General features: G+C 42.3%; 23 protein-coding genes. 6 read left to right on the forward strand and 17 right to left on the reverse strand.

Features of this window, described 5'->3' with window-relative positions:
* Positions 1 to 69 precede the first annotated feature (69 nt).
* On the reverse strand, positions 70 to 933 hold the full coding sequence (gene sigJ / locus NSU15_RS18770) for an RNA polymerase sigma factor SigJ (RefSeq protein WP_339287210.1): 864 nt from the start codon (positions 931 to 933) through the stop codon (positions 70 to 72).
* Positions 934 to 972: 39 nt separating this feature from the next.
* Complete coding sequence (locus tag NSU15_RS18775) at positions 973 to 2,157, reverse strand: FAD-dependent oxidoreductase (RefSeq protein ID WP_339287212.1); 1,185 nt, start codon at positions 2,155 to 2,157, stop codon at positions 973 to 975.
* 320 nt (positions 2,158 to 2,477) lie between these two features.
* Between NSU15_RS18775 and NSU15_RS18780 the strand changes: the two genes are divergently transcribed.
* Positions 2,478 to 2,876, forward strand: coding sequence for a helix-turn-helix domain-containing protein (locus NSU15_RS18780; RefSeq protein WP_042123336.1), 399 nt, complete (start codon positions 2,478 to 2,480; stop codon positions 2,874 to 2,876).
* On the forward strand, positions 2,828 to 3,628 hold the full coding sequence (locus NSU15_RS18785; protein WP_339291250.1) for an IS3 family transposase: 801 nt from the start codon (positions 2,828 to 2,830) through the stop codon (positions 3,626 to 3,628). Before NSU15_RS18780 ends, NSU15_RS18785 begins: the two co-directional genes overlap by 49 nt.
* 85 nt (positions 3,629 to 3,713) lie before the next feature.
* Here the strand turns inward: NSU15_RS18785 and NSU15_RS18790 are convergent, their stop codons facing one another.
* From NSU15_RS18790 to NSU15_RS18840, 11 genes are all read right to left on the reverse strand, one after another.
* The gene (locus NSU15_RS18790; RefSeq protein ID WP_042129049.1) at positions 3,714 to 4,478 is read right to left on the reverse strand and encodes a VOC family protein; all 765 of its coding nucleotides are present in this window, start codon (positions 4,476 to 4,478) and stop codon (positions 3,714 to 3,716) included.
* Between the two features lie 2 nt (positions 4,479 to 4,480).
* Complete coding sequence (proC, locus tag NSU15_RS18795) at positions 4,481 to 5,320, reverse strand: pyrroline-5-carboxylate reductase (protein WP_339287215.1); 840 nt, start codon at positions 5,318 to 5,320, stop codon at positions 4,481 to 4,483.
* A complete protein-coding gene (locus tag NSU15_RS18800) occupies positions 5,305 to 6,132 on the reverse strand; it encodes a MetQ/NlpA family ABC transporter substrate-binding protein (RefSeq protein ID WP_339287216.1) in 828 nt (275 codons plus the stop codon). The genes proC and NSU15_RS18800 overlap by 16 nt, the downstream gene beginning before the upstream one ends.
* Before the next feature lie 11 nt (positions 6,133 to 6,143).
* Positions 6,144 to 7,163, reverse strand: a complete 1,020-nt coding sequence (locus NSU15_RS18805) for a uroporphyrinogen decarboxylase family protein (RefSeq protein ID WP_339287217.1) — start codon at positions 7,161 to 7,163, stop codon at positions 6,144 to 6,146.
* 31 nt (positions 7,164 to 7,194) lie between these two features.
* The gene (locus NSU15_RS18810; protein ID WP_042129057.1) at positions 7,195 to 7,854 is read right to left on the reverse strand and encodes a methionine ABC transporter permease; all 660 of its coding nucleotides are present in this window, start codon (positions 7,852 to 7,854) and stop codon (positions 7,195 to 7,197) included.
* Positions 7,829 to 8,872: a methionine ABC transporter ATP-binding protein gene (locus tag NSU15_RS18815; protein WP_339287219.1), complete on the reverse strand. Its 1,044-nt coding sequence runs from the start codon at positions 8,870 to 8,872 to the stop codon at positions 7,829 to 7,831. The genes NSU15_RS18810 and NSU15_RS18815 overlap by 26 nt, the downstream gene beginning before the upstream one ends.
* 46 nt (positions 8,873 to 8,918) lie before the next feature.
* Positions 8,919 to 10,079, reverse strand: a complete 1,161-nt coding sequence (locus NSU15_RS18820; RefSeq protein WP_339287221.1) for an amidohydrolase — start codon at positions 10,077 to 10,079, stop codon at positions 8,919 to 8,921.
* Between the two features lie 20 nt (positions 10,080 to 10,099).
* On the reverse strand, positions 10,100 to 10,771 hold the full coding sequence (locus NSU15_RS18825) for a GntR family transcriptional regulator (protein ID WP_339287222.1): 672 nt from the start codon (positions 10,769 to 10,771) through the stop codon (positions 10,100 to 10,102).
* Positions 10,772 to 11,015: 244 nt separating this feature from the next.
* The gene (locus tag NSU15_RS18830; RefSeq protein ID WP_339287223.1) at positions 11,016 to 12,368 is read right to left on the reverse strand and encodes a sodium-dependent transporter; all 1,353 of its coding nucleotides are present in this window, start codon (positions 12,366 to 12,368) and stop codon (positions 11,016 to 11,018) included.
* 207 nt (positions 12,369 to 12,575) lie between these two features.
* The gene (locus tag NSU15_RS18835; protein ID WP_042129067.1) at positions 12,576 to 13,448 is read right to left on the reverse strand and encodes a carbohydrate ABC transporter permease; all 873 of its coding nucleotides are present in this window, start codon (positions 13,446 to 13,448) and stop codon (positions 12,576 to 12,578) included.
* 15 nt (positions 13,449 to 13,463) lie between these two features.
* Positions 13,464 to 14,414 (reverse strand): ABC transporter permease subunit, encoded by a 951-nt coding sequence (locus NSU15_RS18840; RefSeq protein WP_339291393.1) that lies wholly within the window; start codon positions 14,412 to 14,414, stop codon positions 13,464 to 13,466.
* A 155-nt stretch (positions 14,415 to 14,569) separates the two neighbouring features.
* On the opposite strand from NSU15_RS18840, the gene NSU15_RS18845 reads away from it, so the two are divergent.
* The 3 genes from NSU15_RS18845 (at position 14,570) to NSU15_RS18855 (ending at position 19,782) form a co-directional block, all read left to right on the forward strand.
* Positions 14,570 to 16,381 carry a sensor histidine kinase gene (locus tag NSU15_RS18845; RefSeq protein ID WP_339287225.1) on the forward strand — a complete coding sequence of 604 codons (1,812 nt, stop codon included), beginning with the start codon at positions 14,570 to 14,572 and terminating at the stop codon, positions 16,379 to 16,381.
* Between the two features lie 4 nt (positions 16,382 to 16,385).
* Positions 16,386 to 17,993 (forward strand): response regulator, encoded by a 1,608-nt coding sequence (locus tag NSU15_RS18850; RefSeq protein ID WP_339287227.1) that lies wholly within the window; start codon positions 16,386 to 16,388, stop codon positions 17,991 to 17,993.
* 109 nt (positions 17,994 to 18,102) lie between these two features.
* Positions 18,103 to 19,782, forward strand: a complete 1,680-nt coding sequence (locus NSU15_RS18855; RefSeq protein ID WP_042129073.1) for an ABC transporter substrate-binding protein — start codon at positions 18,103 to 18,105, stop codon at positions 19,780 to 19,782.
* Between the two features lie 116 nt (positions 19,783 to 19,898).
* Here NSU15_RS18855 and NSU15_RS18860 read toward each other — a convergent pair whose 3' ends face one another.
* Positions 19,899 to 21,005, reverse strand: a complete 1,107-nt coding sequence (locus tag NSU15_RS18860) for a hypothetical protein (RefSeq protein WP_339287229.1) — start codon at positions 21,003 to 21,005, stop codon at positions 19,899 to 19,901.
* A gap of 70 nt (positions 21,006 to 21,075) precedes the next feature.
* Here NSU15_RS18860 and NSU15_RS18865 point away from each other — a divergent pair, with 70 nt between their 5' ends.
* Entirely contained in the window at positions 21,076 to 21,600 is a 525-nt protein-coding gene (locus tag NSU15_RS18865) for a CDP-alcohol phosphatidyltransferase family protein (RefSeq protein ID WP_339291395.1), read from the forward strand.
* A gap of 4 nt (positions 21,601 to 21,604) precedes the next feature.
* On the opposite strand, the gene NSU15_RS18870 is transcribed toward NSU15_RS18865, so the two are convergent.
* From NSU15_RS18870 to NSU15_RS18880, 3 genes are all read right to left on the reverse strand, one after another.
* On the reverse strand, positions 21,605 to 22,201 hold the full coding sequence (locus NSU15_RS18870; protein WP_339287231.1) for a DUF1349 domain-containing protein: 597 nt from the start codon (positions 22,199 to 22,201) through the stop codon (positions 21,605 to 21,607).
* 199 nt (positions 22,202 to 22,400) lie between these two features.
* The gene (locus NSU15_RS18875) at positions 22,401 to 25,523 is read right to left on the reverse strand and encodes an ATP-binding protein (RefSeq protein ID WP_076121062.1); all 3,123 of its coding nucleotides are present in this window, start codon (positions 25,521 to 25,523) and stop codon (positions 22,401 to 22,403) included.
* A 174-nt stretch (positions 25,524 to 25,697) separates the two neighbouring features.
* The gene (locus NSU15_RS18880) at positions 25,698 to 26,417 is read right to left on the reverse strand and encodes an ankyrin repeat domain-containing protein (protein ID WP_339287233.1); all 720 of its coding nucleotides are present in this window, start codon (positions 26,415 to 26,417) and stop codon (positions 25,698 to 25,700) included.
* Positions 26,418 to 26,431: the final 14 nt, after the last annotated feature.

Genomic DNA, 26,431 nt, shown 5'->3' on the forward strand with positions numbered 1-26,431 from the left:
TAGCCTATTTAGGCTCGCTCCCCCACATCTCCATAACGGTTCTAACGGCGATTTTTTCAAATCCTCTTTTCATTTCAATAAATGCCTCAGCTTATCTGGGTTCCTAACAAAGTATAAGTTGCGAATCGAATTTCTCTCGACATGCATTAGCGCAACAGTTATGATGCCATCTCCTGAACGGACAACGAGTCCTGTTTGGCCATTTATATCCCTCATTTCTACATGCATGCCTCCTTCGTAATGAGGAGCCTTACGAGTTAAGCCGAGAAGGAAACGGGCGACGAGATCGCGCGATTCAATAGGATGGACGGCGGCGGAGGCTTTACCCCCTCCATCTGAGACCAACACGACATCTTTGGCGAGCATGGATATAACCCTATCCACGTCACCCTGTTCGAGAGCCGCTAAGAGTCGACGGACCCATTCTTCGCTTGCAGCTTCGGGATTGACTGGTTCATCGGGGGTAATCCCCATTTTTCCTCTCGCACGGCTGATCAGCTTGCGGCAATTCGCTTCGCTTTTGCCAACGAGCTCAGCAATATTAGCATATTCAAAGCCGAGCGCCTCACGAAGCACGAACACTGCCCGTTCCGTAAGGGACAGCCTTTCAAGCAATACGAGCATAGCATAAGACAGCAGCTCGCCTTGAACAACCGATTCAAACGATTCATCATTCGGAGTAAGAAGGGGCTCAGGAAGCCATTGCCCAAAATACTGTTCCCGCCGCTTACGCGCCGAATTGAATAAATCCCGACAGCGATTAGTTACCATTTTGCACAAATATGCTTTAGGTTCAACCAATCGATCCAGCTCTACATCATACAACTTCAGGAATACGTCCTGCACAGCGTCCTCCGCATCGGAGACCGATCCAGTCAGTTGGTAGGCAAGCGTAAAAAGCAGCCCTTTATAATGCTCATATAACTCTTGCATCTTAAAATTCCACCCTTTTCCACTAACCCTCTGTTTACATTATTTTAACAGACTTGCCGAATCCCATATGAATTTCCTTATTCGCCAACCCAGCTTTCCTGTAAAAATAATATCTAACCCCCATTGATGTGTCCATACCATTCCCTGCTCCGGACCTAAGGCAAAACAAAAAAAGTCAATAAATTCCTTATGCATGGGTGCCGGACGCCCTGCAATATCCGCCGATAAAATCTTTCCAAGCCTTGCTGCTTGGGCGGTCGCTTCCTTACACGTCTTCCCGTCCAACCGTCCGCTAGCAGGGTCTACGATTCGCGCGCAGTCGCCGATACTGTATACACCCTGGGCCCCTTGAACCCGATAACTTGCATCTACGATCACGTATCCTTCCGGAGTGATTGGTAACCCGATGCTTTGCAGCATTGGGTTGGGTAACAGCCCCAGCGTCCAGACACATAGGCCAGCGGACATCGTCTCGCCGTTAGATAAGGTTAGCACTCCCTCTTTCTCCTGTAACACCCTACTTCCATGTAAGGTAGTTACTCCGATAGCGTCAAGTGAACGTTCCAGTTTAAGCCCTACTTTTGCCGGGCCTTCTGGGAAAAGTCTCTTATTCGCGTTAAATAAATTTATCCTTACAGCATTCGGGTCAAGTCCCAATGATATCGCATCATCACGAAAAAAATAAGCTAGTTCGGCAGATGTCTCGATGCCGCTTATGCCCGCTCCAACAACGGCAATGGTCATTAATCTCTGACGTTCTTTCGAGCTTTTTTCCTTTACAGCTTTCTTTATATTCGCGCGCCATGCCTCTCGGATCTTCCACGCAGCGTCTAAACTCGCTAATGCCATACCTCCTTGATCAGGGTCGGGTTGCCGCACGACGCTGCCCACCGCGAGAACGAGGAAGTCATATTTTATCGAATTCTTATTTCCTACAGCATCCTGACAGAGTAGCCTTCTTTCCCCTGATTCGATTTTCGTTACAGTAGCCTGAACGAATTCAACCCCCTCGGGAAATAACCTAGTCAGAGGGATAGTAATCTCTTCATCTCCGACCGCGGGCTTAAAAAGCAATACTTTTCGAAAGTGATAAGGGTTCTTATCGATTAAAATAAGTCGGAGTGTTCGTTTACTTGCTTGCCCCTTAAATGTTTTCCGAATCGCTTTAACTGCATTAATACCTGCATATCCTCCGCCAATAACGATGCATGTCAATTCTTTCATTGCAACCACTCCTTATTCCGTCTGCATATAAAACGAGATAAGGAGTCGTTTTGTGACAACAACGATATTTCGATGACTGCTGATTATCTGTACTTGAAAAAGTTATCATATCCTATTTAGCAAACTATCAATCAAGCTAAAGCACTTGTTGAATGATGTGGCCAAACATGTTTATACCACACAAACATAGCTATTCAGTATAAGTCTATGGATAGCAAAAAGACTTACTCGAGGTATCAATACCTTGAAGTGCACCCCTTAGAATAGACATTGGAAAAAACCCCTGGTTTATCCGATGAAATTCTAGGGGGTGCATTTTTATGGCGATTAAAGGACAGAAGTTTAAAAATTACTCAGATGAGATTAAAAAAGAGGCCATTCGTTTACATGTGGAGGAAAGATGGACTTATCGGAAAATTACGGAGCATTTTGAGATACAAGATCAAGGACGGGTAAAGAGATGGATGAAGAAATACCGAGAGCTAGGGGAATTTGGGCTACTAGATCAACGGGGGCGTCGTATTGAATATATCGATCAAGATAGGTATGTTCAAAAGCTCAAACGGGAAAATGAAATGCTAAAAAAGTGTTTGGAAATCTGGATGCAGGAGGTGAAACGCACAAATATAGAGTCATTGAGAACGCTGCAAAAGAGTATGCCGTTAGCAACCTGTGTAAACTCTTTAGGGTCTCTAGAAGTGGATACTACGCTTTCATGAAGCGCAAAGGAACAGATCGGGATCAGGAAGCAAAGGCGCTCATTCAGAAGGTCTATGAAAGGTATGAAGGAGTCTACGGTTATCGCCAAATTCAATTGTTCTTGCTACAAGACCACGGGGTTTGGATGAATCATAAGAAGGTACTCAGAATTATGCAGGATTTAGGCATTCGTTCGAGGATCCGCCGAAAACATCGTTGTAATTATGCTACTTCTGAAGGAGACCGTGTGGCGAAAAATATTTTGAAACGGGATTTCAAAGCGGATGCTCCCAACCAAAAATGGGTGACAGACATTACGCAATATCGTGTAGGCGAAAAGTGGCTCTATCTTTCTGCGATTAAAGATTTATTCAATAACGAAATTATCGCTTATCAAATGAGCGCTAGGAACGACAACGAACTGGTTCTCCGGACCTTTGAGCAGGCGTGGAGTCAGCAAAAAGACGTGACTGGACTGATCGTTCACAGCGATCAGGGATTCCAATACACGTCTCATGCATACCACGACATGCTGCCAAAGGTTGGGGCCCGAATCAGCATGTCTCGCCGAGGCAATTGTTATGACAACGCCTCTATGGAGAGCTTCTTCTCGCATCTCAAAACGGAAGGACTCTATCCTTATGATATCCGAAATATGGATGAGGCACAAAGGAAAATTGAAGATTACATTCGATTTTATAACCAACATCGGCCACAACGAAGGTTAAATAAGCTGCCTCCGGTAGAGTACCGGAAACAGCTTATTGCCTAGGGTCTTTTTTCAGTGTCTATAAAATGGGGGCTTGACCACCTTCGAGCAAGTCTTTTTGATCTTAAATTATAAAGAAACTAATGCCTTATACAAAAACATACTCCCCGTCACCGATCTGAATCGTCTTCCCTTTCAGCGCTAACGAATCCGTTTCAAAAATCACCTGCTTGAACTGGTTCTCATCCCCATGCACGAATGCAAAAGACTTATCTTCAATCGTAAGGATAAAAGTACTGTCGTCTGACTCTGTTACAGGCAATCCGAATAACGTTCCCCAATGGTTAGCAGTAGCTGCAGGGTCAGAGACATGGAATACAGCGCGCACGATTTCGACATGACCAGCAGGATGAGGCCGGATGACTCCAGACGAAGTTAATCTTTCTAACCTCTCTGCATCTGTTCCGCTCCATTGAATGATGAACGGATAGACTAGGCCTTGAAAGTCACCACCGATAGTCATCATGCGCCACTCGATTAATCTTCCCTCGTTATCTAGACGCTTCCCATCGATAATTGGAGATAATGATAAACCCGCTGCTTTCAGGGAAGCCGCTACTTCTTCAATATCATCTGTCCGGATGACTACTCTGCTTAAGACTTCATGCTCAGGTAGAAGTTTTACCGCGTCTTGCACCACTAGATTATGTTCCGTCGCCTTTGCTAGCTCAAGATTCTCAATACCCAGAAATTCGAGATAGGTCAGCCCGAAATAACTTAATGAATTATATGTGCCCCAATCTTTATGAGAGCCTCCCTTAAAAGCAACCAATCCATGATCTCCAAAAATTTCAACCGGTTTGGCCAGATCATTGACGTAGTGTACTAAATGATCCCATTTCACCGTTGCCATGATTACTTCACTCCCAGCTCAGTAGTACGCTTCACAGCTGCCAGAACACTTCTTTGCAGACCTGCTGCGAAATCACTGTTATTTAATTCGAACAAGCCATGCATTCCGACACCGCCTGGTGAATTATTAATATCAAGCAGTTGTCTTGGATGCAGTCCTGTCTGCTGCAGCATAGCAACCGATCCCATAACGTTCTCCAGCGCTACCTTCCAGGCTTGCTCACGCGGCAGTCCGGCAAGTACACCTGCATCTACAAAAGATTCAATGAAATAATAAATATAGTTGGGGCCAGCCACACCAAATCCAGTGAAAATATCCATCAATGCCTCATCCAGATATTGCACCTTACCAAATCCGAGTAAGAAATGCTCCACTTGATCGCGCGTAGCGTGAGCATTTAACGCAACACCGCTATATCCGTAGCCTGTATCCGTCAAAGTATTGGGAATAACTCGGATTATGGAACGATCAGCTCCAAAATACCCGGCTAATTGTTCATTCGTCACACCCGCCACAATCGATACGATTGCGGCAGTGGATGTAGCAAATTTCTGTACAATTTGTCCAAGTGTAGTCAAATCATCCTGTGGCCGCACCGCAACCACAATCAGATCTGCTGTAGCTAGGCTTTGCTCTTGCGAGCTTTTCGTATCTACTCCGTATTTTGTATTCAAAAACTGAAGACGGGTCTCATTAATGTCTGATACACTAATTTGATCTACAGACAGGGTGTTATTGGATATAGATGCACGAATGATCGCTTCCGCCATCTGTCCTCCACCAATAAAATGAATCTTCTCTTGTGTCACAACATTCACATCCCTCATTAATTGTTGTCCCATGCTTCAGGCAGAATGAAGCCATCATATTTCTCTATTCCACGGATGTATTCTTCAAACTCTTTCGATTCATAAGCGGCTTTCAAGTCCTTGGCCCATTGCGTATTTTCATCTTTTTTATTAACCGATACGATAATTCTGTGTTCCATAGGTGTATTTTCTATTTTTAAGGCATCCGTAATCTTTCTGTCCGAATTAGCAATATAATTCCCGTTTACAACGCCGTAATCAACATCTTGCAGTGAAACAAGGATTTGAGCAGGATCCAATATTTTAATATCAATGTTATATTTATCCGGCTCCATACTGTTGATGTTAAAATCAGCTACGCCCGCGCCATCTTTAATCTTGATCCAGCCCAATTCTTCAAGGATACGCAGTGCACGCTCTTGGTTAACCGGATCATTCGGAACAGCTACGGTTGTACCATCTTTAACATCGTCAAGTGTTGTATGATTTACGGAATAAAGACCTTGTGGTGCACCAGGCGCATAAGCAATTCCTACCATGTCTGCTTTGATTTCTTTGTTGATTGCCTCCATATATGCTGTGCTTTGGAAGATACTTGCGTCAATAGAGCCTTCCTTCATCGCTGGATTGACCTGCATATTTTGTGAAAAGGACTTAATTTCAACGGTATAGCCTTGTTTCTCTAGGATGGGTAGAATCGATTGGCGGAATTGCTCCTCATAGGTTCCTACACCAAATCCAATGGTAAGCTTCTTCTTATCTCCGGAATTATTGGATTGACTATTCCCGCAAGCCGTCAACACCGCTAGAACCCCAATCATCAACACTACTATCAACTTTTTCATAACTTCATCTCCTATTCAAATATGGATTGTTTTAGTTGTGCTAACGCCTCATCCGTCACATTAAGCGGAATAGCGCAATTTGGAGAAAGAATAAAAGGCTGGTCTTTCATTAATGACAATGCTTCTTTAGCCTGCTGCTTAATCTGTGCGATATCGTTTACAGCGAACAACCCATGATCGACGCCACCTACTTTAGTAGCTTTGAGATCCGCCACTAAACCTGGGTTCTCCTCGGCTACAGTATCCCAGCTGATCCCATCAATTCGATAATCATTAAATTTCTCAGGCTGTGCATAAGCTCCACAAGTATGGAGAATGTTTTTGCCGTAGCTTGCAGCTTCTAAGACTATAGAATCATAGGGTCTGGAGAACTCATCAAACATGGCTTCATTAAATAATCCTGGATGAGCGGTGCCTGTCACAGCGTAGAACAAACCGTCAGAACCCACATGCTGCAGCTCTTGTACATAATCGGCTAAGGTTAATGAAATTGCATGTAACGCATGGTGTGCTGCCGCACGATGCTCCTTAAATAACGACTCCAAAGTTACCGGATGCTCAATGCCAAACACTGTTTTTGTAACATAAGCAGAACGCCCTACAATAAATAGCAATACAGTCAATGGAGAGAATACCGTTTGGATTAGTGGGGTATCAGGTAGTCCTTGACGAATTTTTCTAACCCCGTCTAAGTGTTCTGCCAAGGAAGCTGTATGCACAGCCTTTTTGACTTCAATATCCCATAGATTAGCCGCTGATGGAATCGCAGTCGTTTGCTGCCTAGGAAATACAGTCTGATAGTCCGTAAAATCATATTGATTGCCCCAAGCTTCCGCCAAATAAGTCGCTCTAGGATTAATCTTGACCCAGTCCCAATCATATTGCTTCGTGAAAGAAATCGTAGTTTGTGCTAGGTCATCTGCTGTTTGTTCTTTGTCGATAAAATGACGCCACCCACTTACAATTGGACGATCTGCCTGTTCACCGGATAATATTGCTTTAAATCGATCTTGCTTACTCCATTCACTCATCTGCCAAACTCCCTCCCGGAATATGTAATGACTAATAACGGCGAATTTTTCTCGCTAGCGTGTTACCTAAGGATTGAATGCCTTGCACTAAAATAATGAGAATGATCACGGTAGCTACCACGACAACCGTATCAAAACGTTGGTATCCATATACAATCGCCAAGTCTCCGACACCGCCGCCTCCAACCGTACCAGCCATTGCAGTTGCACCGATCAACCCGATCGTTGCCGTCGTCAAAGACAGAATTAATGATCCAACCGCCTCTGGCAATAAAAAGTACCATATTACTTGAAATGGCGTAGCCCCCATCGCTTCGGCGGCTTCAAGAATTCCCGGGTTCACTTCAAGCAAGGAGTTCTCTACCAAACGTCCAATGTAAGGAGCAATATAGATAATTAATGGAACGATCGCTGCGCTTGTCCCAATCGAAGTATGAACAATCAAACGTGTGAAAGGTACGATTGCCACAAGTAAAATAATAAAAGGCAGAGAACGTATGATGTTAATAATTGGATTAAGTATGGCGTAAAGCGCTTTGTTCTCCAAAACACCACCAGGACGAGTGATTACAAGCAATATCCCAAAAGGAATCCCAATCAAAGAGCCAACAAACAAGGAGACGCCAACCATCTGAATCGTTTCAATAATCGCCTGCAGAAATTGATCACCTGTTAATGTGGTCGAAAACATTAGATTCTACCTCCTCTACACCGACTCCATGACGTTTTAAGAAAGATAACGCATTGTTAATTTCAGCTGTATCTCCACTGCATTGAATAATTACTGTGCCCAGTGTCGTTTCCTGAATCTCCGTCGTATTCGCAAATAAAATATTGACCATCACATCAAAGGAACGAATCATTTCGAACAGAATAGGCTCAGATGCACTTTCACCAACAAAATTAAGCTTATGAAGCACACTGCCAGGCGCCGTTTTAATGTTTTTTTGCACGCTCGGTGTAATGCTGTTCTGAATAACTGTCTTCACAAAATTTTGAGTGGTCTTATGCTTGGGGCTACCGAATACATCTAGTACGCTTCCTTGCTCTATAATCCGGCCTTCTTCCATGACTGCTACCTTATTACAAATCTCTTGAATGACAGACATTTCATGTGTAATGATCATCACAGTAATGTTGTACTCTGCATTGATTTTTTTTAATAGCTGTAAAATAGAATGGGTTGTCTGTGGATCTAAGGCAGAAGTCGCTTCATCACATAAAAGGATAGATGGATTCGAGGCAAGTGCTCTAGCAATCCCGACACGCTGCTTCTGCCCACCTGACAATTCACTGGGATAACTCCCCGCTTTGTCACTTAATCCAACAAACTCTAGCAACTCTTGTACACGCTGGCGGATTTCATTCTTATTCTTTTTTAGAAGAACCAGAGGAATCGCTACATTATCAAATACTTTTTTAGATTCTAATAGATTAAAATGTTGAAAAATCATGCCGATATTCTTCTTAGCCGCACGCAGCTCTTTATCGTTATAGGTTCCTAAATCACGCCCGGCAACAAATACTTGTCCTTCTGTCGGTCTTTCCAAATAATTGACTAAACGAATTAATGTACTTTTCCCCGCACCACTATAGCCAATAACCCCAAAAATATCACCTTTATCGACCTTTAAATCGATCCCTTTAAGAGCATCAATCGTGATCCCTTTCCGTGTGAACGTTTTGGAGACCTGCTTTAGTTCAATCATATACATTCCTCTCAATCATCTTTAGGATTTAGGTCAAGGAGATTAATTAAGCTTTAACTTGTAGCTTCACCAATGCTTGTTCTGCCAATATAGCGAAGTACTTCGCAGCAGGTAAGATCGCAGCCTCATCCACATCGAAACGAGGGTGATGTAAAGCATACGCTGGACCTGAACCTATATTTACAAAAGCGCCCGGGATCTGTTGTAAATAGAACGAGAAATCTTCTCCACCCATCTGTGGAGGAATATCATGTACTTCGTATCCGACATGTGAGGCGATCTCTTTGGTAAAGTCAGCCCATTCCCCATGGTTTATCGTTGCTGGCGGACCAGGATACCAATGTAGCTGTGCTTCTGCCCCGGCAGCTGCAGCAATCCCTTCAATAATTCGAGTCATTTGGATTGGAATTTGGCCACGAATTTCTTCATTATAAGTTCGCACCGTACCTTCTAATTCCACTTTTTCCGGCAATACATTCCATGTGAAGCCCCCATTAATTCTGGTGACACTTAACACAACTGGTTCAGTGGTGCTATTTTGACGGCTAACAATGGTTTGTAGCGACGTAATGATCTGAGCCGCAGTGACAATGGAATCCACACCTTTTTCCGGAGTAGCCGCATGAGCGCCGACACCTTTTACCGTGATTTCAAACCGATCAACACCTGCTGTTAAAGCTCCCGTTCTAGTTCCAAATGCTCCAGTTGGCAGGTCTGGTGAATTATGTAGACCAAATATTGCATCTACACCCTTGAGTCCTCCTGATGCTAAGACACTTTCCGCCCCATGCCCTGTTTCTTCTGCTGGTTGGAACAATACTCTAACCTTGCCAGGCAATTCACCTTCACGTGCCTTTAACAATAAGGCAGCTCCTAGAATCGTAGCCGTATGAAAATCGTGCCCACAAGCATGCATTTTCCCAAGAATCTCAGAAGCAAAAGATAATCCAGTCTGTTCCTCTATCGGAAGTGCATCAATATCACAGCGAATGGCTACAACAGGTCCGTTTCCTTGCCCGATCTCTGCAATAAGTCCGGTTTGTAATGGTAGGTCTAAAATATGAATATTGGCGTTAGTCAGCCATTCTCGTAATTTCTCTGTGGTCTTAAATTCTTCATAAGCTAATTCAGGCTCTCTGTGCAGGTTTCTTCGAACATCTATTAATTGATTTGCTAAAGCTTGATCAACCTCATTAAGTAAATTCATAGTAAAGTGCTCCCCTTTCTTTATGATTCCAGCTTTTCTTCAATACCTTTAATCCGGTCAAGTGCAGTAGCTAGACTGCTTAAAATATGATCTCGCATGGCTTTTTCAGCACCATCTTCATTGTGGTCAGCGATCATTTGCAAGATCAGATCATGTTCTTCATCTGCCTGTGTATTCCAATCTCCATGCATGGAGACGAATCGACAATACCGAAGGGAATGATCTCTTAATTGATTCAGAACTTTTTCGAACGTTCTAAGCTCACTGATTTCTGATAAATAATCATGGAACTCAAATCCATAGGTAACGAAATTCTGATTGTCGCCAAGCTGGAAGGAGTGTTTCATTTTGGTAATCATTGTCGTTAAATTAACAATATCTTTCTCTGTAGCATGCTTAGCTGCACTTCTTGCAATATAACCCTCCAGCATGCTGCGAATATGAAATATTTCTTCAACCTCTTTGAGTGTCACAGAAGCTACCCGCAGTCTTCCATTTGGCTGTCGAATGAGAAAATCCTCGTTCTCCAATCTCTGTATGGCCTCTCTTAGTGGCGTACGACTAACTCCTAATAACGCCGCCAAATTTTCTTCATGTACAGGTTGATCCGGCTCTAATTCACTATCAATAATTTTTTGTTTTAATGCATCGTAGGTATTATCCTTTGACAGCCTTCGTGTTCGAATCGCCATATCTATGTAGCTCCTCATCGATAATCTGTCAGGCAAGAGAGCCTCAACAATATATTTGTATAATTGTATACAATTATTAGTTTTGAATGGATTCGTTCAATCTTTTTTATACTATATTCCAATTAATCCACCTAGTCAAGTAGGATTTAGAGGAATAATGTATTTATCTTCAATATCAAAAAAAGCTCTACAACCACAAGGGTCGTAGAGCTTTTTTTGATGATTTTTTAGACATTGAATTAAATTAAAATTTAATAATCCCTGAGGTATGAAGCAATACCAAAAATACCAGAATCGGCGCAACATACCGGAGCATAAACAACCAAACGCGGAACCAACCTGCCTTAAGCCCAGCCGCTTCTGCTGCCCCTTTCCAGAAATAACCGGCAAAGATGGTAACCAGCAAACCGCCTAGTGGCAACATAATGTTAGAGGTTACAAAATCCACCCAATCGAATAGCGCTTTGCCGCCAAACGATAGCTCAGGGAACATTCCCAGAGACATCGCCGAAGGAACACTGAGTAGGAAACATACTAGCGACAAAATCCAAACTGAACGTTTCCGGCTCCAATTCCAGCGCTCCATCGCGAAAGATACAGGTACCTCCAGCAGGGAAACGGCAGAGGTTAAAGCCGCAATCGCCAGCAAAATAAAGAACAGACCGCCAAAAAATGCACCAAACGGCATAGCTGAGAAAGCTGCCGGCAAAGCAATAAAAATTAGCGAAGGGCCTTGATCGGGAGCAATGCCAAATGAGAAAGTCGTCGGAAAAATAATCAAACCTGCGATAAACGCATATAACAAATCTCCCGCCCCGACTGCGAGCGCAGCAGTTCCTAGCGATTGTTTTTTATCCACATAAGAGCCGTAGGTCAGGAGTATCCCCATCCCTAGCGACAATGAAAAGAAAGCATGTCCCAATGCGACTAGCGCAGATTCCGCCGTTAATACCGAGAAGTCCGGTTTTAGGAAAAAGGATACCCCTTCTTCTGCACCCGGTAAGGTTACTGCGCGAATCATCAATACAAAAAGAAGAACGACCAGACCAGGGATTAATACTTTATTAAATTTCTCAATCCCGCCTGATACTCCAAGAATAACTACACCCGCCGTTATAAGGATTGCTATCCCCTGCCAAACAATCGGCATAGGTCCAGAGATAAAGGAGCTGAATTCACCTGCATAATTACTAGAACTAAACAGTTGTCCATTAAACGCGATCATTGCGTAGTTCAGCGTCCATCCTGCAACAATGATATAAAAGGATAGAATTAAAAATGGTGCAAGGACTTGCAGAAATCCGACTGCCATCCAGCTCTTCCCGCCTCCGGCACGTACAAATGCAGTAGCCGCGCTTCCACGTCCGCTGCGACCGATGGCCAGCTCTGCCAGCAATACCGGTAAACCGATCAACACTAGACATACAATGAAGAGAAGGAAAAAAGCCGCTCCTCCATTTTCTCCAGTAATATACGGAAATTTCCACATATTCCCAAGCCCTACTGAGCTTCCGATAGCCGCGAAAATAAAGCCCGCGGAAGAGAATCGCTCCTTCTTCTCCGAGAGAAGATTTTTTTCACCTTTAAATTGATTCATTCTTATGCCCCGTTTTCTTTTTTTCTTTTTTAGACCTCATTATAGCCTATGTTAGCATGATCGTCATATGAAAAATTTCTGAATATATATATCATTTTCATTAATTATCCAAATTAGTCATGAAATTCATCGCAAAAAAGGAGCTACATGCCCTAGTCTTGGACTAGAACCGTAGCTCCTTCTTCAAACTCTTTTTCTAAAAAGAGGTTATTCTTTTACAGCACCTACCACAATCCCAGTTACAAAGAAACGTTGCAGGAAAGGATAAACCAATAGAATTGGCAAAGCACTTATGAAGATCTGTGAGGCCCGGATGGTTCGTTGTGATAAATTAGCAACGGCGGCTGGATCAAGCTTAGACATATCTGCCTGAACGATAATCGTCTGCATAAACGTTGCTAACGGAAGCTTGTCTGCATCTCTGATATAAATAATACCGTCAAAATAAGCGTTCCAGTGTCCTACCATAAGAAATAGAGAAACAGTCGCAATAACAGGTAGGGAGACCGGTAAATATATTTTCACAAAGGTCTGAAAGTGCCCTGCCCCATCAATAAAAGCTGCTTCCTCAAGGTCTTTAGGTACAGTACGGAAGAAATTCAGAAGCAAAATGATGTTAAATACAGCTACTAATCCAGGAAGAATAAGTGCCATCAATGAATTCATAAGACCAAGCTTCAGAATTAGAATGTAACCCGGTATCAGACCACCGCTGAACAGCATGGTGACAACAAAATACCAAAGATAAACGTTTCTTGCACGAAAGACTCTTGTTTCCTTAGACAGCGCATAAGCTGCAACCGTATTTACCACCAGCGCTAGTCCTGTTCCGAGTACTGTCCGTTCCACAGACACCCACAAGGAGTTAAGGAAATTGACATTATTGAACGTCTTTGCATAGGCTTCAAAGGTAAAGCCAATCGGCCAGAATGTAACTAATCCAGCATTAGCAGGTGCGGATGCACTAAGAGATACCATGAGTAAGTGGTACAAAGGTAGCAGGCAGAGCACGGAAAGGATTGTCAAACACACATTATTGATTATACTGAATATTCGATATGGAATTGTTTTATGGTACATCAGTTGTCATCCTTTCTAGAAAATTCTGTACCCTGCAAATCTATAAGCAAGTCGGTAAGAGACTACGATTAAGATTAAGCTAATAAACGATTTAAATAGATTAACTGCGGTTGCGAAACTGAACTGTCCGCTTAGTAGACCTTCTCTATACACGAAGGTATCAATGATATCTCCCTGCTGATAGATCAATGGACTGTACAAGTTAAAGATCTGGTCAAAGTTTGCGTTGAGTACATTACCCAGTGCCAAGGTGGCGATTACGATAGCGATTGGGATTAACGCTGGGATTGTGATATACATCGTTTGTTTCCAACGCCCCGCCCCATCCACTTCAGCTGCTTCATAAAGTGATGGATTGATACCCGAAAGTGCAGCTAAAAAGATAATCGTATTGAAACCAAACTCTTTCCAAACATCACTGGCAATGATAGTGAACCTGAACCAGTTGCCGTCTCCTAGGAAGAAAATCGGCTTGATGCCGAATACAGATGTGAGGAATTGATTGACAATACCTGTCTGAGCAAGGATATCAATAAGAATCCCTGAAAGTGTAACCCAAGACAGAAAGTGCGGAAGATAAACGAGTGTTTGAATCGTTCTTTTAAGGCCCATTCTTCTTACCTCATTAAGCAATAAGGCGAAGATAAACGGAATAATCAAGTTCAAAACAATTTTGGAGCAAGCAAAAAATAACGTATTCCACGTAATGGACAGGAAATAATCATTCTCCCACATGTACCTGAAATGCTTAAGTCCGACCCACTCGGAATTAAAAAAACCTAGTGCAGGTTTATAGTCTTGAAATGCCATAAGAATTCCGGACATCGGAATATAAGAAAAAATAAAAACCATGATTGCCGCTGGCAACACCATAAAATGGAGAATCCATGGTTGATTAAAGCCTTTTTTTCTTTTTTTACTCGGCTGACTTTCTAGGCTCGCCTGTGGTATCGAGTTAACCTCCATATTAGCCTCCATAGCTCTCTCCTGTTCCCAAAAAAAATATTTTGTGTGTGATGGGGATCTCTGCTATAAATAGTATCAGGCGTTTCTCAGGTTTGACTATATAACATTGTTAGGCTTGATAGGGTTTTATTAGGACAACATCTGGAGGGGCATTTATGAATTTATGGAAGCGCTTTACAATACTTAGAGGAAACTTACAATCTCGATTTAGTCTGTTTGCCAAAATAAACAGCTTGATCATAATCCTATTCATTCCCATCATTATCATGTATACCTTTTCAAATAACGTCACCTTCGAGGTTGTAGGCAAAGAGTTGCAGACGTCCAATACGAAACAACTTACTTTTTTGTCCAATCAGATCGATTCGCGAATTAATCAGATGATGGACTTCACTCTTATTCTGTCAAGAGATCCTAACGTCAGGGCATTCAATGGACTAAATGTATGGGAAGATCGATATGATCAGATGCAGACCAGATATATTCTCCAGGAAAAGATGGTGCTTCAAGCTGGGGTTACAGATATTTGGCCGACCAGATACGCCGTTCATTCACAGCAAAATAAAGATGTCATCGCCAATTACGACAGACCCATCGGGTATGATGAGGATTATTTAAAAGCAAATATGAGCGGAAGATGGACGTATGGTGATCATGGCGTGGAATCTCAAGGCGATCTAAAATCCTTTTACTGGTTCTTAACGGATTCCTTAGCTCAGCCGGGGACATTAACGGGAAGTAGCCTAGTCATTGAAGCTAGTTTTAGTTATACGAACATTCAGAACATGCTCGATTCGTACAAAGCAGGTGGGCAAGGCGATCCGTTCTTCTATCACAAAGGGGAGAAACCGATCCTCAACCGTAGCGCGGACAAGCAGCTATCCGACGAACTAGTTAATTACCTGGATAGTCACTCTCCGGAGAATACAACTCAGGATGTAGTGAAACTAAATGGGAAGAACTATTTGGTCAGTTCTGTCAAATCAGCCACTTTGGATTGGCATTTAGTAGATGTTGTGCCGCTTTATCAAATTCTCAAACCGATTTCTCTTAGTCGGGATTTATTCTATATCACAATGATTCTGCTATTTGTTGTGGGAGTATCCTCTTCCATTCTGCTATATAGAAACGTTCAATATCCAATTAAAAAGCTAGTCAGCGGCTTACAGCGCGTACAAGAAGGAGATTACTCCGTACGGCTTCATAGCAATGAGCAAAATGAGTTTTCGTTTCTGTTCCGTCGTTTTAATGATATGTCCCATCAAATTCAAGACCTGATAGAAAATGTATTTAATGAAAAGATCCGAGCTCGAGAAGCTACTCTCAAGCAGCTTCAAGCGCAAATTAATCCACATTTCCTCTATAACTGTCTTGGTTATATTATCAATATGGCCCAGATGAAGGATGAAGACGCTGTCGTATCAATGGCATATAATTTAAGTGCCTACTACCGTTATACCACCCGTATGGAACGGGAGACGGCTTCTTTGGAGGAAGAAATCAAGCTCTTGGTCAACTATTTAGATATCCAAAAACTGCGCAACGGCAGAATTGATTATCATATTGATATTCCTGAGGATATGCTTAGCCAATCTGTACCTCGCCTAATGCTCCAACCTATGGTGGAGAATTCTGTGATTCATGGCGTAGCGAAGTCCTATTCATCAGGCGAGATCAAAATTAGTGGTGAGAAATCAAACGGTTTCTGTAGAATTTATATTGATGACGACGGCCCCGGCTTGAATCCGGATCAGCTAGAAGCATTAAACCGTAAAATGCAAGAGCCTTTACAGGAGGAAATGGGTTGTGGTCTTTGGAATACGAATCAGCGGATCATGCACCTGTTCGGCAATCATTCAAGTCTTACCTTCAAGCCATCCCCTCTCGGTGGATTCCGAACAGAAATAGTCTGGGAAATCCCAACTGAGGATGATAGTTATAAATTAAAGGAACATCAAGGAGACTAACAACATGCAGATGATCATAGTAGACGACGAAGCACACTGGGTAGATAATCTTTCCATGACTAAACCCTGGCATACGCTAGGAATTGAACAGGTGCATAAAGCTTATTCCGCACGTGAAGCGCTGCAAATTATCGATACGCATCCCATTGATATAGTGATCTCAGATATCCAAATGCCGGAAATGACAGGAATTGAATTAATTGAACGAATAAGAAAACACAATAAAAAAATTAAGTGTATTATTTTATCCGGCCATTCAGAATTCGATTATGCCAAAAAAGCACTACAGAATAAGACCGTGGATTACTTGCTTAAACCGCCTACTGATGATGAATTGCTCGGAGCAGTTAAAAATGCGATCAATCAATTAAACGCAGAATGGGAGCTCATAAGTTCACTTAGTCGGACCCAGTTTACCCTTCGGGAGAATCTTCCGGTTTTACGGGGGCGATTACTCCTGGATGCCTTACAAGGACATCGATTTCAAGCCGGTGAATGGGAACGGAAGCTTTTGAGTTACGATCTGCCCTTCCAATCCGGAGAAGCCGCTTTGATGCTTGTACGAATGGAAGAAGAATTCGGAGAATTTGATAACACAGATCAAACCTTGATCGAATATGCGATCATTAATATGGCTGAAGAAATTATGGGAGAATTTATGGAGGTCTGGGGGGTTAAGGAAGAACATGGTTACCTTGTGTTTCTGCTTCAGCTTAAAGATCAAGGAACCGACCTTGAAAAAGAATCCATATTAGAGAAGCTTTCTTTACAACTTCAGTATAAGGTTAAGCAATTTCTGAAAGGTTCACTATCCATTGTAATAACGGAGTGGTTCAAATTCCCTGAGCAGCTGTCGACTCGTTTCCAGCAAGCTTCATCTTCTTTCCGTCAAATTGTCGGGGATGAGCGTGAATTCATTATGCGCGTCAGTGACTTGGAGCTTCCTTCAGTGCATGGCCCCTTAGATGCTCTTTATACCCCTCCCACTTTGATTCATCTACTAGAGAGTGGACATTGGGATGCGGCTGAAGAAAAATTGCTTGCCGTCTGTGCCGAGCTGGATGAGAAATGGTCTGAATCCTGGGAGCATTGCATGGAGGCTGGCTTTTTAATTACTGCCTCTTTCACGAATCTCGCACATCGTAATGGTCATACATTGGCAAACTTAATGGGGACCGATATCGAAGCGTTACAGAGCGGGGATGCTTTTTCCAGCATCAGTAAACTAAGAAAATGGTCTCTAAGTGTTCTGGCCCAGCTAAAAGAAGGAACATCCAACGAAATTAAAGACATTCGTTCCGAGTATGTAAAAAAAATTCAAGATTATACGGATAAGAACTTGCATGATGATGTATCATTACGTGTTCTAGCTGACCATGTAAATCTCCATCCGACACATTTATCAAAAATCTATAAGATTGAAACGGGTGAAGGAATCAGCGATTATATCTCGCGCTTGCGGATGGATCGTGCCTGTCATAAGCTGAAGACCACCACTAAAAAAGTCTATGAAATCAGCATGGAGATTGGATATATGGACCCTGCTTATTTTATCAAAGTATTCAAACGGCAGTTTGGGGTAACACCGCAGGAATATAGAGACACAAAATAAAGAGCATGATAGAGTCCTATCAAAACTAAAAATCTCATATAGATGACATCCCCGACAAGTTGTTAAAGTTACACTTGTAAAGATCATACACAGTAGGGGGAATTGAAGAATGATCAAGTTCAAGAAAATGTGGTCGCTTCTCACGGTCACAGCACTTATCACTCTCACAGCATGTGGCAGTAGCGGCACATCTAATGAGAACGCCAAAAATGGTAACGCTACCAATAATACCCAATCCGAAGCAGATGCTGCTTTCGCAAAAGGCAAATACGATCCACCAATCGAGTTCAGTGCCGTATTGATGCCTAAGAAGTATGTTCAAGGTGATACCAAAGAAAACAACGTTCACGATCGCTGGATGCTTGAAACATTGGGTATGAAGCATAAAGATACTTGGTATCCTGCAAATGACGATCAATACAGACAAAAGCTTCAACTTGCCATTGCTTCCGGCGAAAAGCTTCCTGATTTCGTTTTTGCACCAACTAACGCAGTATTGACCAATCAGCTTATTGATTCCGGTCAGTTCATCGCTATTGATGAGTTATTTGATAAGTATGCCAACAAAATTCTGAAAGATCACGTTGCAGCACATCCAGAACTTTGGTACCCATTCACTAAAGACGGCAAGAAGTATAATCTGCCGATCCTTGAATATACCGACAATGATGATACGCTCTTGTGGTTGCGTGAAGACTGGATGGAAAAGCTGAACCTTGAAGCGCCAAAAACCATCGCTGATCTTGAGAACATCATGGACAAATTCAAAAACGAAAACCCTGATGGCTTAGCACCTAAAGATGTGTACCCGCTTGCAATTTCTTTGAAAAACAATACAAATACCTGGATGGGTCAACTCGACTGGTTATTTGGGGCATACGGTACGATTGAGGAACAATGGAACAAAGACAAAGACGGCAATCTAGAATACGGTTCCATTAACCCAGGTGCTAAGCAAGCACTCGCGAAGCTTAGCGAATGGATGGATAAAGGCTATATTCACACGGACTCCGCTCTTTGGGATGAAGGTAAATCTGCTGAGAGCTTCACGAAAGGTGCAGCTGGTATTCTGCCAGGCGCCAACTGGGTTCCAGACTGGCCCGCTCCCGACCTTATGAAGAATGTACCTGGTGCGAAGATTAAAGGTTATCCGGTTCCAGCAGGACCCGATGGTTTGATTGGAACCAAATGGCAGAATTCCGGTGTAAACGCTAGTATCATGATTAACAAGGATGCTAAGCACCCTGAAGCGATTTTCTTGTACTATAACTACTTGCTTGATAACCTAGCTAACCCGGCTGCAGGCAGTCAATATGAATATGGCTTTGCTAAAGGTTACGACTGGGATATGATTGATGGACAACCTACAAGTGATAAAGACAAGATTAAAGACTTCTCCAATGAATTCCCATTCTTAACAGGTCCGGCCCGTATTCCTGATCTGTTTATGAAGACTTTGGTTAAACTTGCTGATGGCGAGACACCTGTAACACCTTATGAAAAACAAATGGCAGAGTTCCGTAAACCAGAGAACTGGGCGGCAGGAAAAGTTGTTATGTCGCAGTTAGACGTCCGTAAACAAAACTACTTTACTGGTGCTGCTACACCAACAATGGTTTCCAAATGGAACCTGCTTCGTCAGTCCGAAATGGAAACTTTCAACAAAATTATTTATGGCAAACTGCCAGTAGACTCCTTTGACCAATTCGTTGCCAATTGGAAATCCAATGGCGGTGACCAAATCACCAAAGAAGTTAACGAATGGTTCAAGTCTGTATCCGCGCAATAAGCTTTCACAAGCATAGCAACAAGCAGGAGCGTTCATTCGCTCCTGCTTGTTTTTTTATATAATTCGCACGCCTCTGGTAAAATAGCCAGATTGCCACTCCCTTTTGGAAGAACACTTCATGGTTGCTTTTGATAGATTGCCCCATTTGTCGTCCATCTGTCACATAACTGTTCTCCCTTAATAATAAGGCATTCCCCATCAAGCCTAATAATTACTGGCAAGTCATGGATATAAAATTCCGAGCCTGATTTGGGCACTAACTTCTTTTTAGAACCATCTGGAGTAATAATATGCCCCTCAACCAATTGAAGCTGCTCATTTATTTCCTCACATCTGTAAGTACCATATGGCATTGTAAAACCGCAAAAAGGTAAATAATTGATACCCAGAAAATTTAGTTGCGAATCAACATAGTCTTCCCATCTACTCTCTGAAATTTCCAACGAAAGTTTACTTATAGGAGCTGAGTCGAAAAGCTTTCTTGCATATCTACCGTAATCTCTTAAGAACATCTTATAGCCTTCCGCCCCTGGAGGACGATTTCTATAGTATGGTTGATGATTGTCTCTTTCCCAAATTCGCTCCAAAAATGCAGTTCCTCGACTCTTTGTAAGATAATCAATTGTGTCATCCGTATTATTCCTGTACAGGTAAATCAATGAGGGTTGAAGCGGAGATATAATCTTATAAATTGCTTCGATAAATGACTGAAGCTGGATGAATGGTGCGTCAGCTAAGATAAAGGTGTATATTTGGAATTGAAAAATACAACTGTCCAAGATTACAATTTGATTGGAGTGGAGTTGTTTCTTTACGAAATGCTCCCACTTTTCAATGGCCACTTGTTTATAACGTTCCAAGTCGAAGTTCCATACATCATATCTTTTTAATTCCGTAAACGCATCACTACCTAAGTATTCTTGATAATTCCACTCTACTTCTAGCAGATCAATTCCAATGCCACGCTTTCGTTTAATGAGAAGCTGCTCCAATATCGGAACTGTATGGGGATAACTAGCGATAAATTCTAGATACTCTTCGTTCTCCATATATGCTTCATAAAAAAATAAAGTTGGATGAGGTCTCGCTACTTCGTGAATCCATCTAGCCTGCTCGCCATTTTGCTCTAATTGTTGAAATAATATTCCTGCATTAGTTGATTTGCCTGTTGAAGGAAGCCCCTCCATCAAAATCAACCGGGATTGATTGAGTATTCGTGGCATAATGAGTACTCCTCGGCTCCTTAAGTATTCCCATAATATATCAACAAAGGTGGGGTTGAGATTGAAGCTTGTGCCTAACTATATCACGCTTAGCAGAATCATTTTGGCAATAATGCTGTTATTCTTCAAGCCGTTAAGTTCGGTCTTCCTTATTATTTATGTCCTTTGCGGAATCACCGATCTGATCGATGGACCTATTGCAAGAATGACGAACACAACAAGTAGTCTTGGTGCAAAGCTAGATTCTGCAGCCGACACAATACTGATAGCTGTCACTTTATTTACATTGTATCCGTTTCTCGGACTTACACATGTAATCATCTTCTGGATCTTCATGATCGCTGTCATCCGTATAACATCGATAGGGGTTGCCATCCGAAGATTCAAAACTTACGCAAGCCTTCACACCTATGGCAATAAACTGACCGGGCTCCTCTTATTTATAACTCCTCTATGGCTTCTCCACATCGATCACTCCATTTGGAATGTCTTTGTATGTATCATTGCTACCATATCCGCCGTGGAGGAATTCATCATCCAATTCACTTCAAAACAATTAAAGTTAGACCGAAAAGGATTGTTTATTAAAAATTGATTCATTAGAAGCGGCTTTCAGCCTTCGATTCCGACAAGCTCAAATAATCAAACTTCACTGAACAGCCTTCACCTTGCGGGGATTGCGCGACTACACCTGCTACGCATTCAGCACCTTTATTCATTCCAAAATATCGGATAAGTTTCCAATCCGCACCGTCCTCTGAATAAGAAAAGGTGACACACTGATTTTGCTTGGTCATACGCAAATAAGGATTGTCTACAGCAACTTGTACGGAGTTACAATCATCTGACATCCCTTCTCTTGTCACCACAGACACGATTATGGGACACTGTCCGTCGAATTCAAAGCAAATCTTGGCCCAGTTATAATGGTCCATCATAAACATTAGGCAGCCTGAATCATATTTATGCCGCATATCGACACTAATTCTGGTTGTCATTTCGAAGGAAGCTCCCACAGGTATGGATAAGAATGGTGCTGAGCTTGCGATATGTTTACCTGCCGGGTCTTGAAAAAAATCTGATTCAGGAGGTGCAATTATTGTAAGCTCATCTAAGTCTGTAAACTCCCAGCGCTCAGGACGATTCATCCAGCTCAGTTGGTTTCTTGTTTCATTTACAAATAAGTTTAATGTCATTCTTCTTCTCCTATCGTCAATGATTTTCTGACATTCCCCATGCCTATTTCCTCTCACCTACAATTTTTCCTTTCTTTGTAATCATGCCAGATCATTTTTATTTTTACAATCTCCTAAGGGATAATAGTGAAATAATCACATAATTTTCTAAATAAAATACCAAAAAGGATAACTCCAAGGAGTTACCCTATGATCACAGTCAACCCTCATCAGGAATGATAAAAGAAACCGTAGTCCCCACACCAGGAATACTTTTTATTTGTAAGCCAATTCCATATAATTGAATCAATCTTCTATCCGTATTAAGCAGCCCAATGCCTTGGTTCTTATAGCTTTTTGGATTTAATAGCTTGCTGACTTGTGCTTCGTCCATTCCCATCCCTGTATCTACAACGTTAAAATGGACAGCATCCGCACGTGTCTCAATGTGAATACGCAGTGTTCCACCTTTAGCCCGACTCAATACGCCATGTCGAACAGCATTCTCAACTAGTGGTTGAATCGTAAGCGGAGGAATTAACATTTCCAGATTCGCATCTACTTCCCATTCCACATGGAGCCTCTCCTCGAAACGCTGCTGCTGGATATATACGTAATTCTCAACCAGTTCAAGCTCCTGTGACAGCGTAACGAGCTTGCCTGCATTTAAGAAGTCAAAACTAATGCGCAGATAAGTTGCGAACGCATCTGATAACTCTCTCATTTTGGCAGTGTCAAAGTCGCTTAAAGACATAATCGAATTCAGTGTATTGAAAAGAAAGTGCGGATGTATCTGGGCTTGTAAATAAGCACCCTCCATCCTCAACCGATCATTAACCGCTCGCTTCATAGATGAAAGGGACAAGGCGCGATACTTCAACTCCATAGCATCTACCGGCTTGGTGACATAATCATTTGCTCCAGCCAAGAAGCCCGCATAAACATCCTCCCGCTCACTACGAGCGGTCAGTAGAATAATAGGTAATTCATACATCGTGAACCGCTCACGAATCAATCTTGTCAATTCGTAACCAGACATACCCGGCATCATCACATCCGTGATGATCAAATCAAATCGATCATGGTTTAATTTATCCAGCGCTTCACGTGCAGAAGTCGCAGTAACCATCTGATAGGTTCCATCTGACAAAATATTTTGCAAAACTTTCAGATTAACCGAATCATCGTCAACCGCCAGAACACGTATAACATCAGAGTCTGGATCAAGCTTTGTGAGTGGCTCTTCTTCCTTCGTGGAATATGTGGCAGCTACCATAGCAGACGTCTCAGCAGTTATCCATGCGCTGAATGGTGACAATGTTTCCGTATCCTTCTCTAGTTGTGCATTCGAAACGGATGATTGAACACTCTCATCTACTACAGGTAATTTGAAGCTGAACTTACTACCCTGACTCGGCTGCGATTGCAACAATAATTCACTACCGTGTAGTTCGACCAGCTCCTTACAGATACTAAGTCCCAGACCGATACCACCCTCGCCATAAGCCCCTTGTTCATAACGCATAAAAACACGCTTTTTCAGTGACTCATCCATACCAATTCCTGTATCTGTGACATGGATCCATACGTGCCCTCCCACTTGCTCTGTGACTAGTTCAACCTTCCCCTGTTCAGTATACTTAAGCGCATTATGAACTAGATTTATCAGAATCTGAACTAATCGCTCCTCATCAGCATACACACACGGTAAATTCTCATCGATATCCATGCTAAGCTCCACCTTTGTTCCACCGGTGAGGAAGCGTAACATATCCAGCACACCCTCCGCCAAGGACCTTACTTGCACGGCTTTTATATTCATCACAATCCGTTTATCCTGCAATCTCACCACATCAAGCAAATCATTCAACATGAGCGACATCCGCCGACTGACCATAATTAGCAGTTCCATGTCACGTTGACTTTCTTCATCCAGCACATGTTTTTTCCTCGTTAACACGCTCTGGGCAATATTCATAATCCCATGCAGGGGAGTCCGTAGTTCATGTGACGTATTCGCCAGAAAACGGTCCTTTAATTTATTTGCCTCTGCTAATTGAGCGTTTAATAACACATTCTGATGGGATTGATGAAAGTATCTTCTAAACCAATAAGCTGAAAAAGTGGCTAGTGCAGCAATTAAATCTACCGGATAAAACATAAATTGTGAGGTTCCTGCGTAATAAACAGAAGCCCATAATATATTGTTTAACACAGCAAGCACTGAGCATAATAAAAATAATGCACCCTCAGCACGAATGAATACCATCTTCATAAAATAATAAGCCGTCCAACATACTGGAACGTAATACAGGATCATATAGACCCCTTTTTCGATCGAATATAGCACGGTATCATCTGGACCAAAGATTATAAATAGGGTAAAACCGAGAAGTGAGAGGATATAACTATAAAAGACCTTACCTTTTCGCAGATTCCCATAGAGCTCTCTACCCATCAGGAATAGGAACAAGCAGAACCCTATATACGAAAGCACCTTTAGCTTCAACGTCCAGATAAAATCAACCTGAAGAAACCGGAACAATAATCCGTTATGTTCAACTCCAATGGATACAGCCGCTGCAACCATCATGGAGAAGAAAATAATCAATTCTGTTTTTCGCACATCCATCAAATAAATGATCAATAAATACAATCCATGTAATAGAAGCAGTACCCCTACAATTAGCTGCAAGCCAATGGAATTCCAGTAAACGGTGTCCACCTCATGTTGAATGCCAAACTCCACGGATCGTACAATGCCTCCTTTTAACGGAGACTCAAAATTTGAAGCCCGAACAAACAGATCCACTTCGTGCTGATCTGTAGGTGCATAACTAATCAGGAATGACTTCTTCACAGAGACATGGCCTTCCTTATCATTAGATAACACACCAAACCGTGAGAGAACTGTTCCATTAATCTCCACTTCAGAAGCCGTATAAATGGATTGGAACCAAAAGCTAAGTGGCTCAGATAAGGGGCGATCCAGCAGAATTCGCAAATGATACGTTCCGTATCCATATGCTTTTTTTTGCTCTTCAGACTTGAATATAGCATTCCAGTTACCCGGAACTTGTAGCCTCTGTCCCCCAGAAACACTATCAATGTTGGCGTTATTCACCCATTGTTCAGGATAAAACTCCCATTCTCCATCCAGCGGAAAGGAGCTAATTGATTCAATGTCCACCCCGCGTAAATCTAGCACACCTTGCTTCACAGTTGGTGGATTGGACAACGAAAAATGATTATGCCAACCCCAGCGCACCACAAGCAACAAACCTATAAATACTACTATGTATAACATATGACTTAACTTAATTTTATTCTCCGAAGTTCTCATGCACGCCTCATTCTTCGACAAAATTTAATAGTCCTATATCCCCATCTTCCACTATTGAACATTATAGTCTGATTATACTATATTATGAGGTCTGTTGACGTAAGGAATACAAGGATCAAAGAACAAAAAAAAGAAACTCCAAATTGATCGAAGTTTCCTTTTTTTCTCCATACATTATAACGACTCGCTACTCTTTTTCATTAACATTTCAACCATTTCTTTATATCCCCGATTTTGAGCATGCTCTAAGGGACTAATTCCATCGGAATCTGCAAGATAGATGTCAGCACCGTGCTGAATTAAGAGTTGAACTATAGCCTGATGTTCTTTGCCCCCATCACCCAATATAATAGCTTCTAGTAATGCAGTCCAACCCAGATTATTGACATGATCAATATTGACGTCAGAAGTGGTAAGAAGCTCTTCCACAATGTCCACATGACCACGGTCTGCAGCAGGGATGAGTGCCGTTCCCCCAAACCTGTTCAGGATTGATGTATCAGCACCTGCAGCAACAGATACCTTCACAAAATCAAGCATGCCCTCAGCTCCAGCATAAAGAAGTGGATTATCCGAGCGGTTGTCACGCATATTGATATCGGCACCTTTTTCAAGCAAAAATTTGAATACATCCAGTTGATTCGTGTGTACAGCGATCATAGCGGACGTTCTACCATCTTTGTCCGTAGCATCAATATCTGCACCGTCTGCTAATAGTTTGGCTATAAGATCCTTATCTCCTTGACGAGCAGCAGTTAACAGTGCTTGGTTCAATTTATCCATTTCATTGTTCACCTCCTGAGTTGATTGCTGCCCTTGGTTGTTTAACACCTTGAAATCATCGGTCTGACATCCAGTAATCAAGAGGATGAGTGTTAACACGAGAAAGCGCATGGCAACCAACACCT

The sequence above is a fragment of the Paenibacillus sp. FSL E2-0201 genome (genome assembly GCF_037963325.1).
In the GTDB taxonomy this organism is placed as follows: domain Bacteria; phylum Bacillota; class Bacilli; order Paenibacillales; family Paenibacillaceae; genus Paenibacillus_AQ.

Bases quoted from the DNA above. Each gene is read 5' to 3' on its own strand.
- NSU15_RS18850 (WP_339287227.1), top strand. From the start codon at position 16,386: ATGCAGATGATCATAGTAGACGACGAAGCACACTGGGTAGATAATCTT.
- NSU15_RS18830 (WP_339287223.1), bottom strand. From the start codon at position 12,368: ATGAATCAATTTAAAGGTGAAAAAAATCTTCTCTCGGAGAAGAAGGAG.
- NSU15_RS18855 (WP_042129073.1), top strand. From the start codon at position 18,103: ATGATCAAGTTCAAGAAAATGTGGTCGCTTCTCACGGTCACAGCACTT.
- NSU15_RS18875 (WP_076121062.1), bottom strand. From the start codon at position 25,523: ATGAGAACTTCGGAGAATAAAATTAAGTTAAGTCATATGTTATACATA.
- NSU15_RS18860 (WP_339287229.1), bottom strand. From the start codon at position 21,005: ATGCCACGAATACTCAATCAATCCCGGTTGATTTTGATGGAGGGGCTT.
- NSU15_RS18775 (WP_339287212.1), bottom strand. From the start codon at position 2,157: ATGAAAGAATTGACATGCATCGTTATTGGCGGAGGATATGCAGGTATT.
- NSU15_RS18825 (WP_339287222.1), bottom strand. From the start codon at position 10,771: ATGGCGATTCGAACACGAAGGCTGTCAAAGGATAATACCTACGATGCA.
- NSU15_RS18805 (WP_339287217.1), bottom strand. From the start codon at position 7,163: ATGAGTGAATGGAGTAAGCAAGATCGATTTAAAGCAATATTATCCGGT.
- NSU15_RS18835 (WP_042129067.1), bottom strand. From the start codon at position 13,448: ATGTACCATAAAACAATTCCATATCGAATATTCAGTATAATCAATAAT.
- NSU15_RS18840 (WP_339291393.1), bottom strand. From the start codon at position 14,414: ATGGAGGTTAACTCGATACCACAGGCGAGCCTAGAAAGTCAGCCGAGT.
- NSU15_RS18780 (WP_042123336.1), top strand. From the start codon at position 2,478: ATGGCGATTAAAGGACAGAAGTTTAAAAATTACTCAGATGAGATTAAA.
- NSU15_RS18845 (WP_339287225.1), top strand. From the start codon at position 14,570: ATGAATTTATGGAAGCGCTTTACAATACTTAGAGGAAACTTACAATCT.
- NSU15_RS18810 (WP_042129057.1), bottom strand. From the start codon at position 7,854: ATGTTTTCGACCACATTAACAGGTGATCAATTTCTGCAGGCGATTATT.
- proC (WP_339287215.1), bottom strand. From the start codon at position 5,320: ATGGGACAACAATTAATGAGGGATGTGAATGTTGTGACACAAGAGAAG.
- NSU15_RS18820 (WP_339287221.1), bottom strand. From the start codon at position 10,079: ATGAATTTACTTAATGAGGTTGATCAAGCTTTAGCAAATCAATTAATA.
- NSU15_RS18800 (WP_339287216.1), bottom strand. From the start codon at position 6,132: ATGAAAAAGTTGATAGTAGTGTTGATGATTGGGGTTCTAGCGGTGTTG.
- NSU15_RS18790 (WP_042129049.1), bottom strand. From the start codon at position 4,478: ATGGCAACGGTGAAATGGGATCATTTAGTACACTACGTCAATGATCTG.
- NSU15_RS18870 (WP_339287231.1), bottom strand. From the start codon at position 22,201: ATGACATTAAACTTATTTGTAAATGAAACAAGAAACCAACTGAGCTGG.
- NSU15_RS18880 (WP_339287233.1), bottom strand. From the start codon at position 26,417: ATGCGCTTTCTCGTGTTAACACTCATCCTCTTGATTACTGGATGTCAG.
- NSU15_RS18815 (WP_339287219.1), bottom strand. From the start codon at position 8,872: ATGATTGAACTAAAGCAGGTCTCCAAAACGTTCACACGGAAAGGGATC.
- sigJ (WP_339287210.1), bottom strand. From the start codon at position 933: ATGCAAGAGTTATATGAGCATTATAAAGGGCTGCTTTTTACGCTTGCC.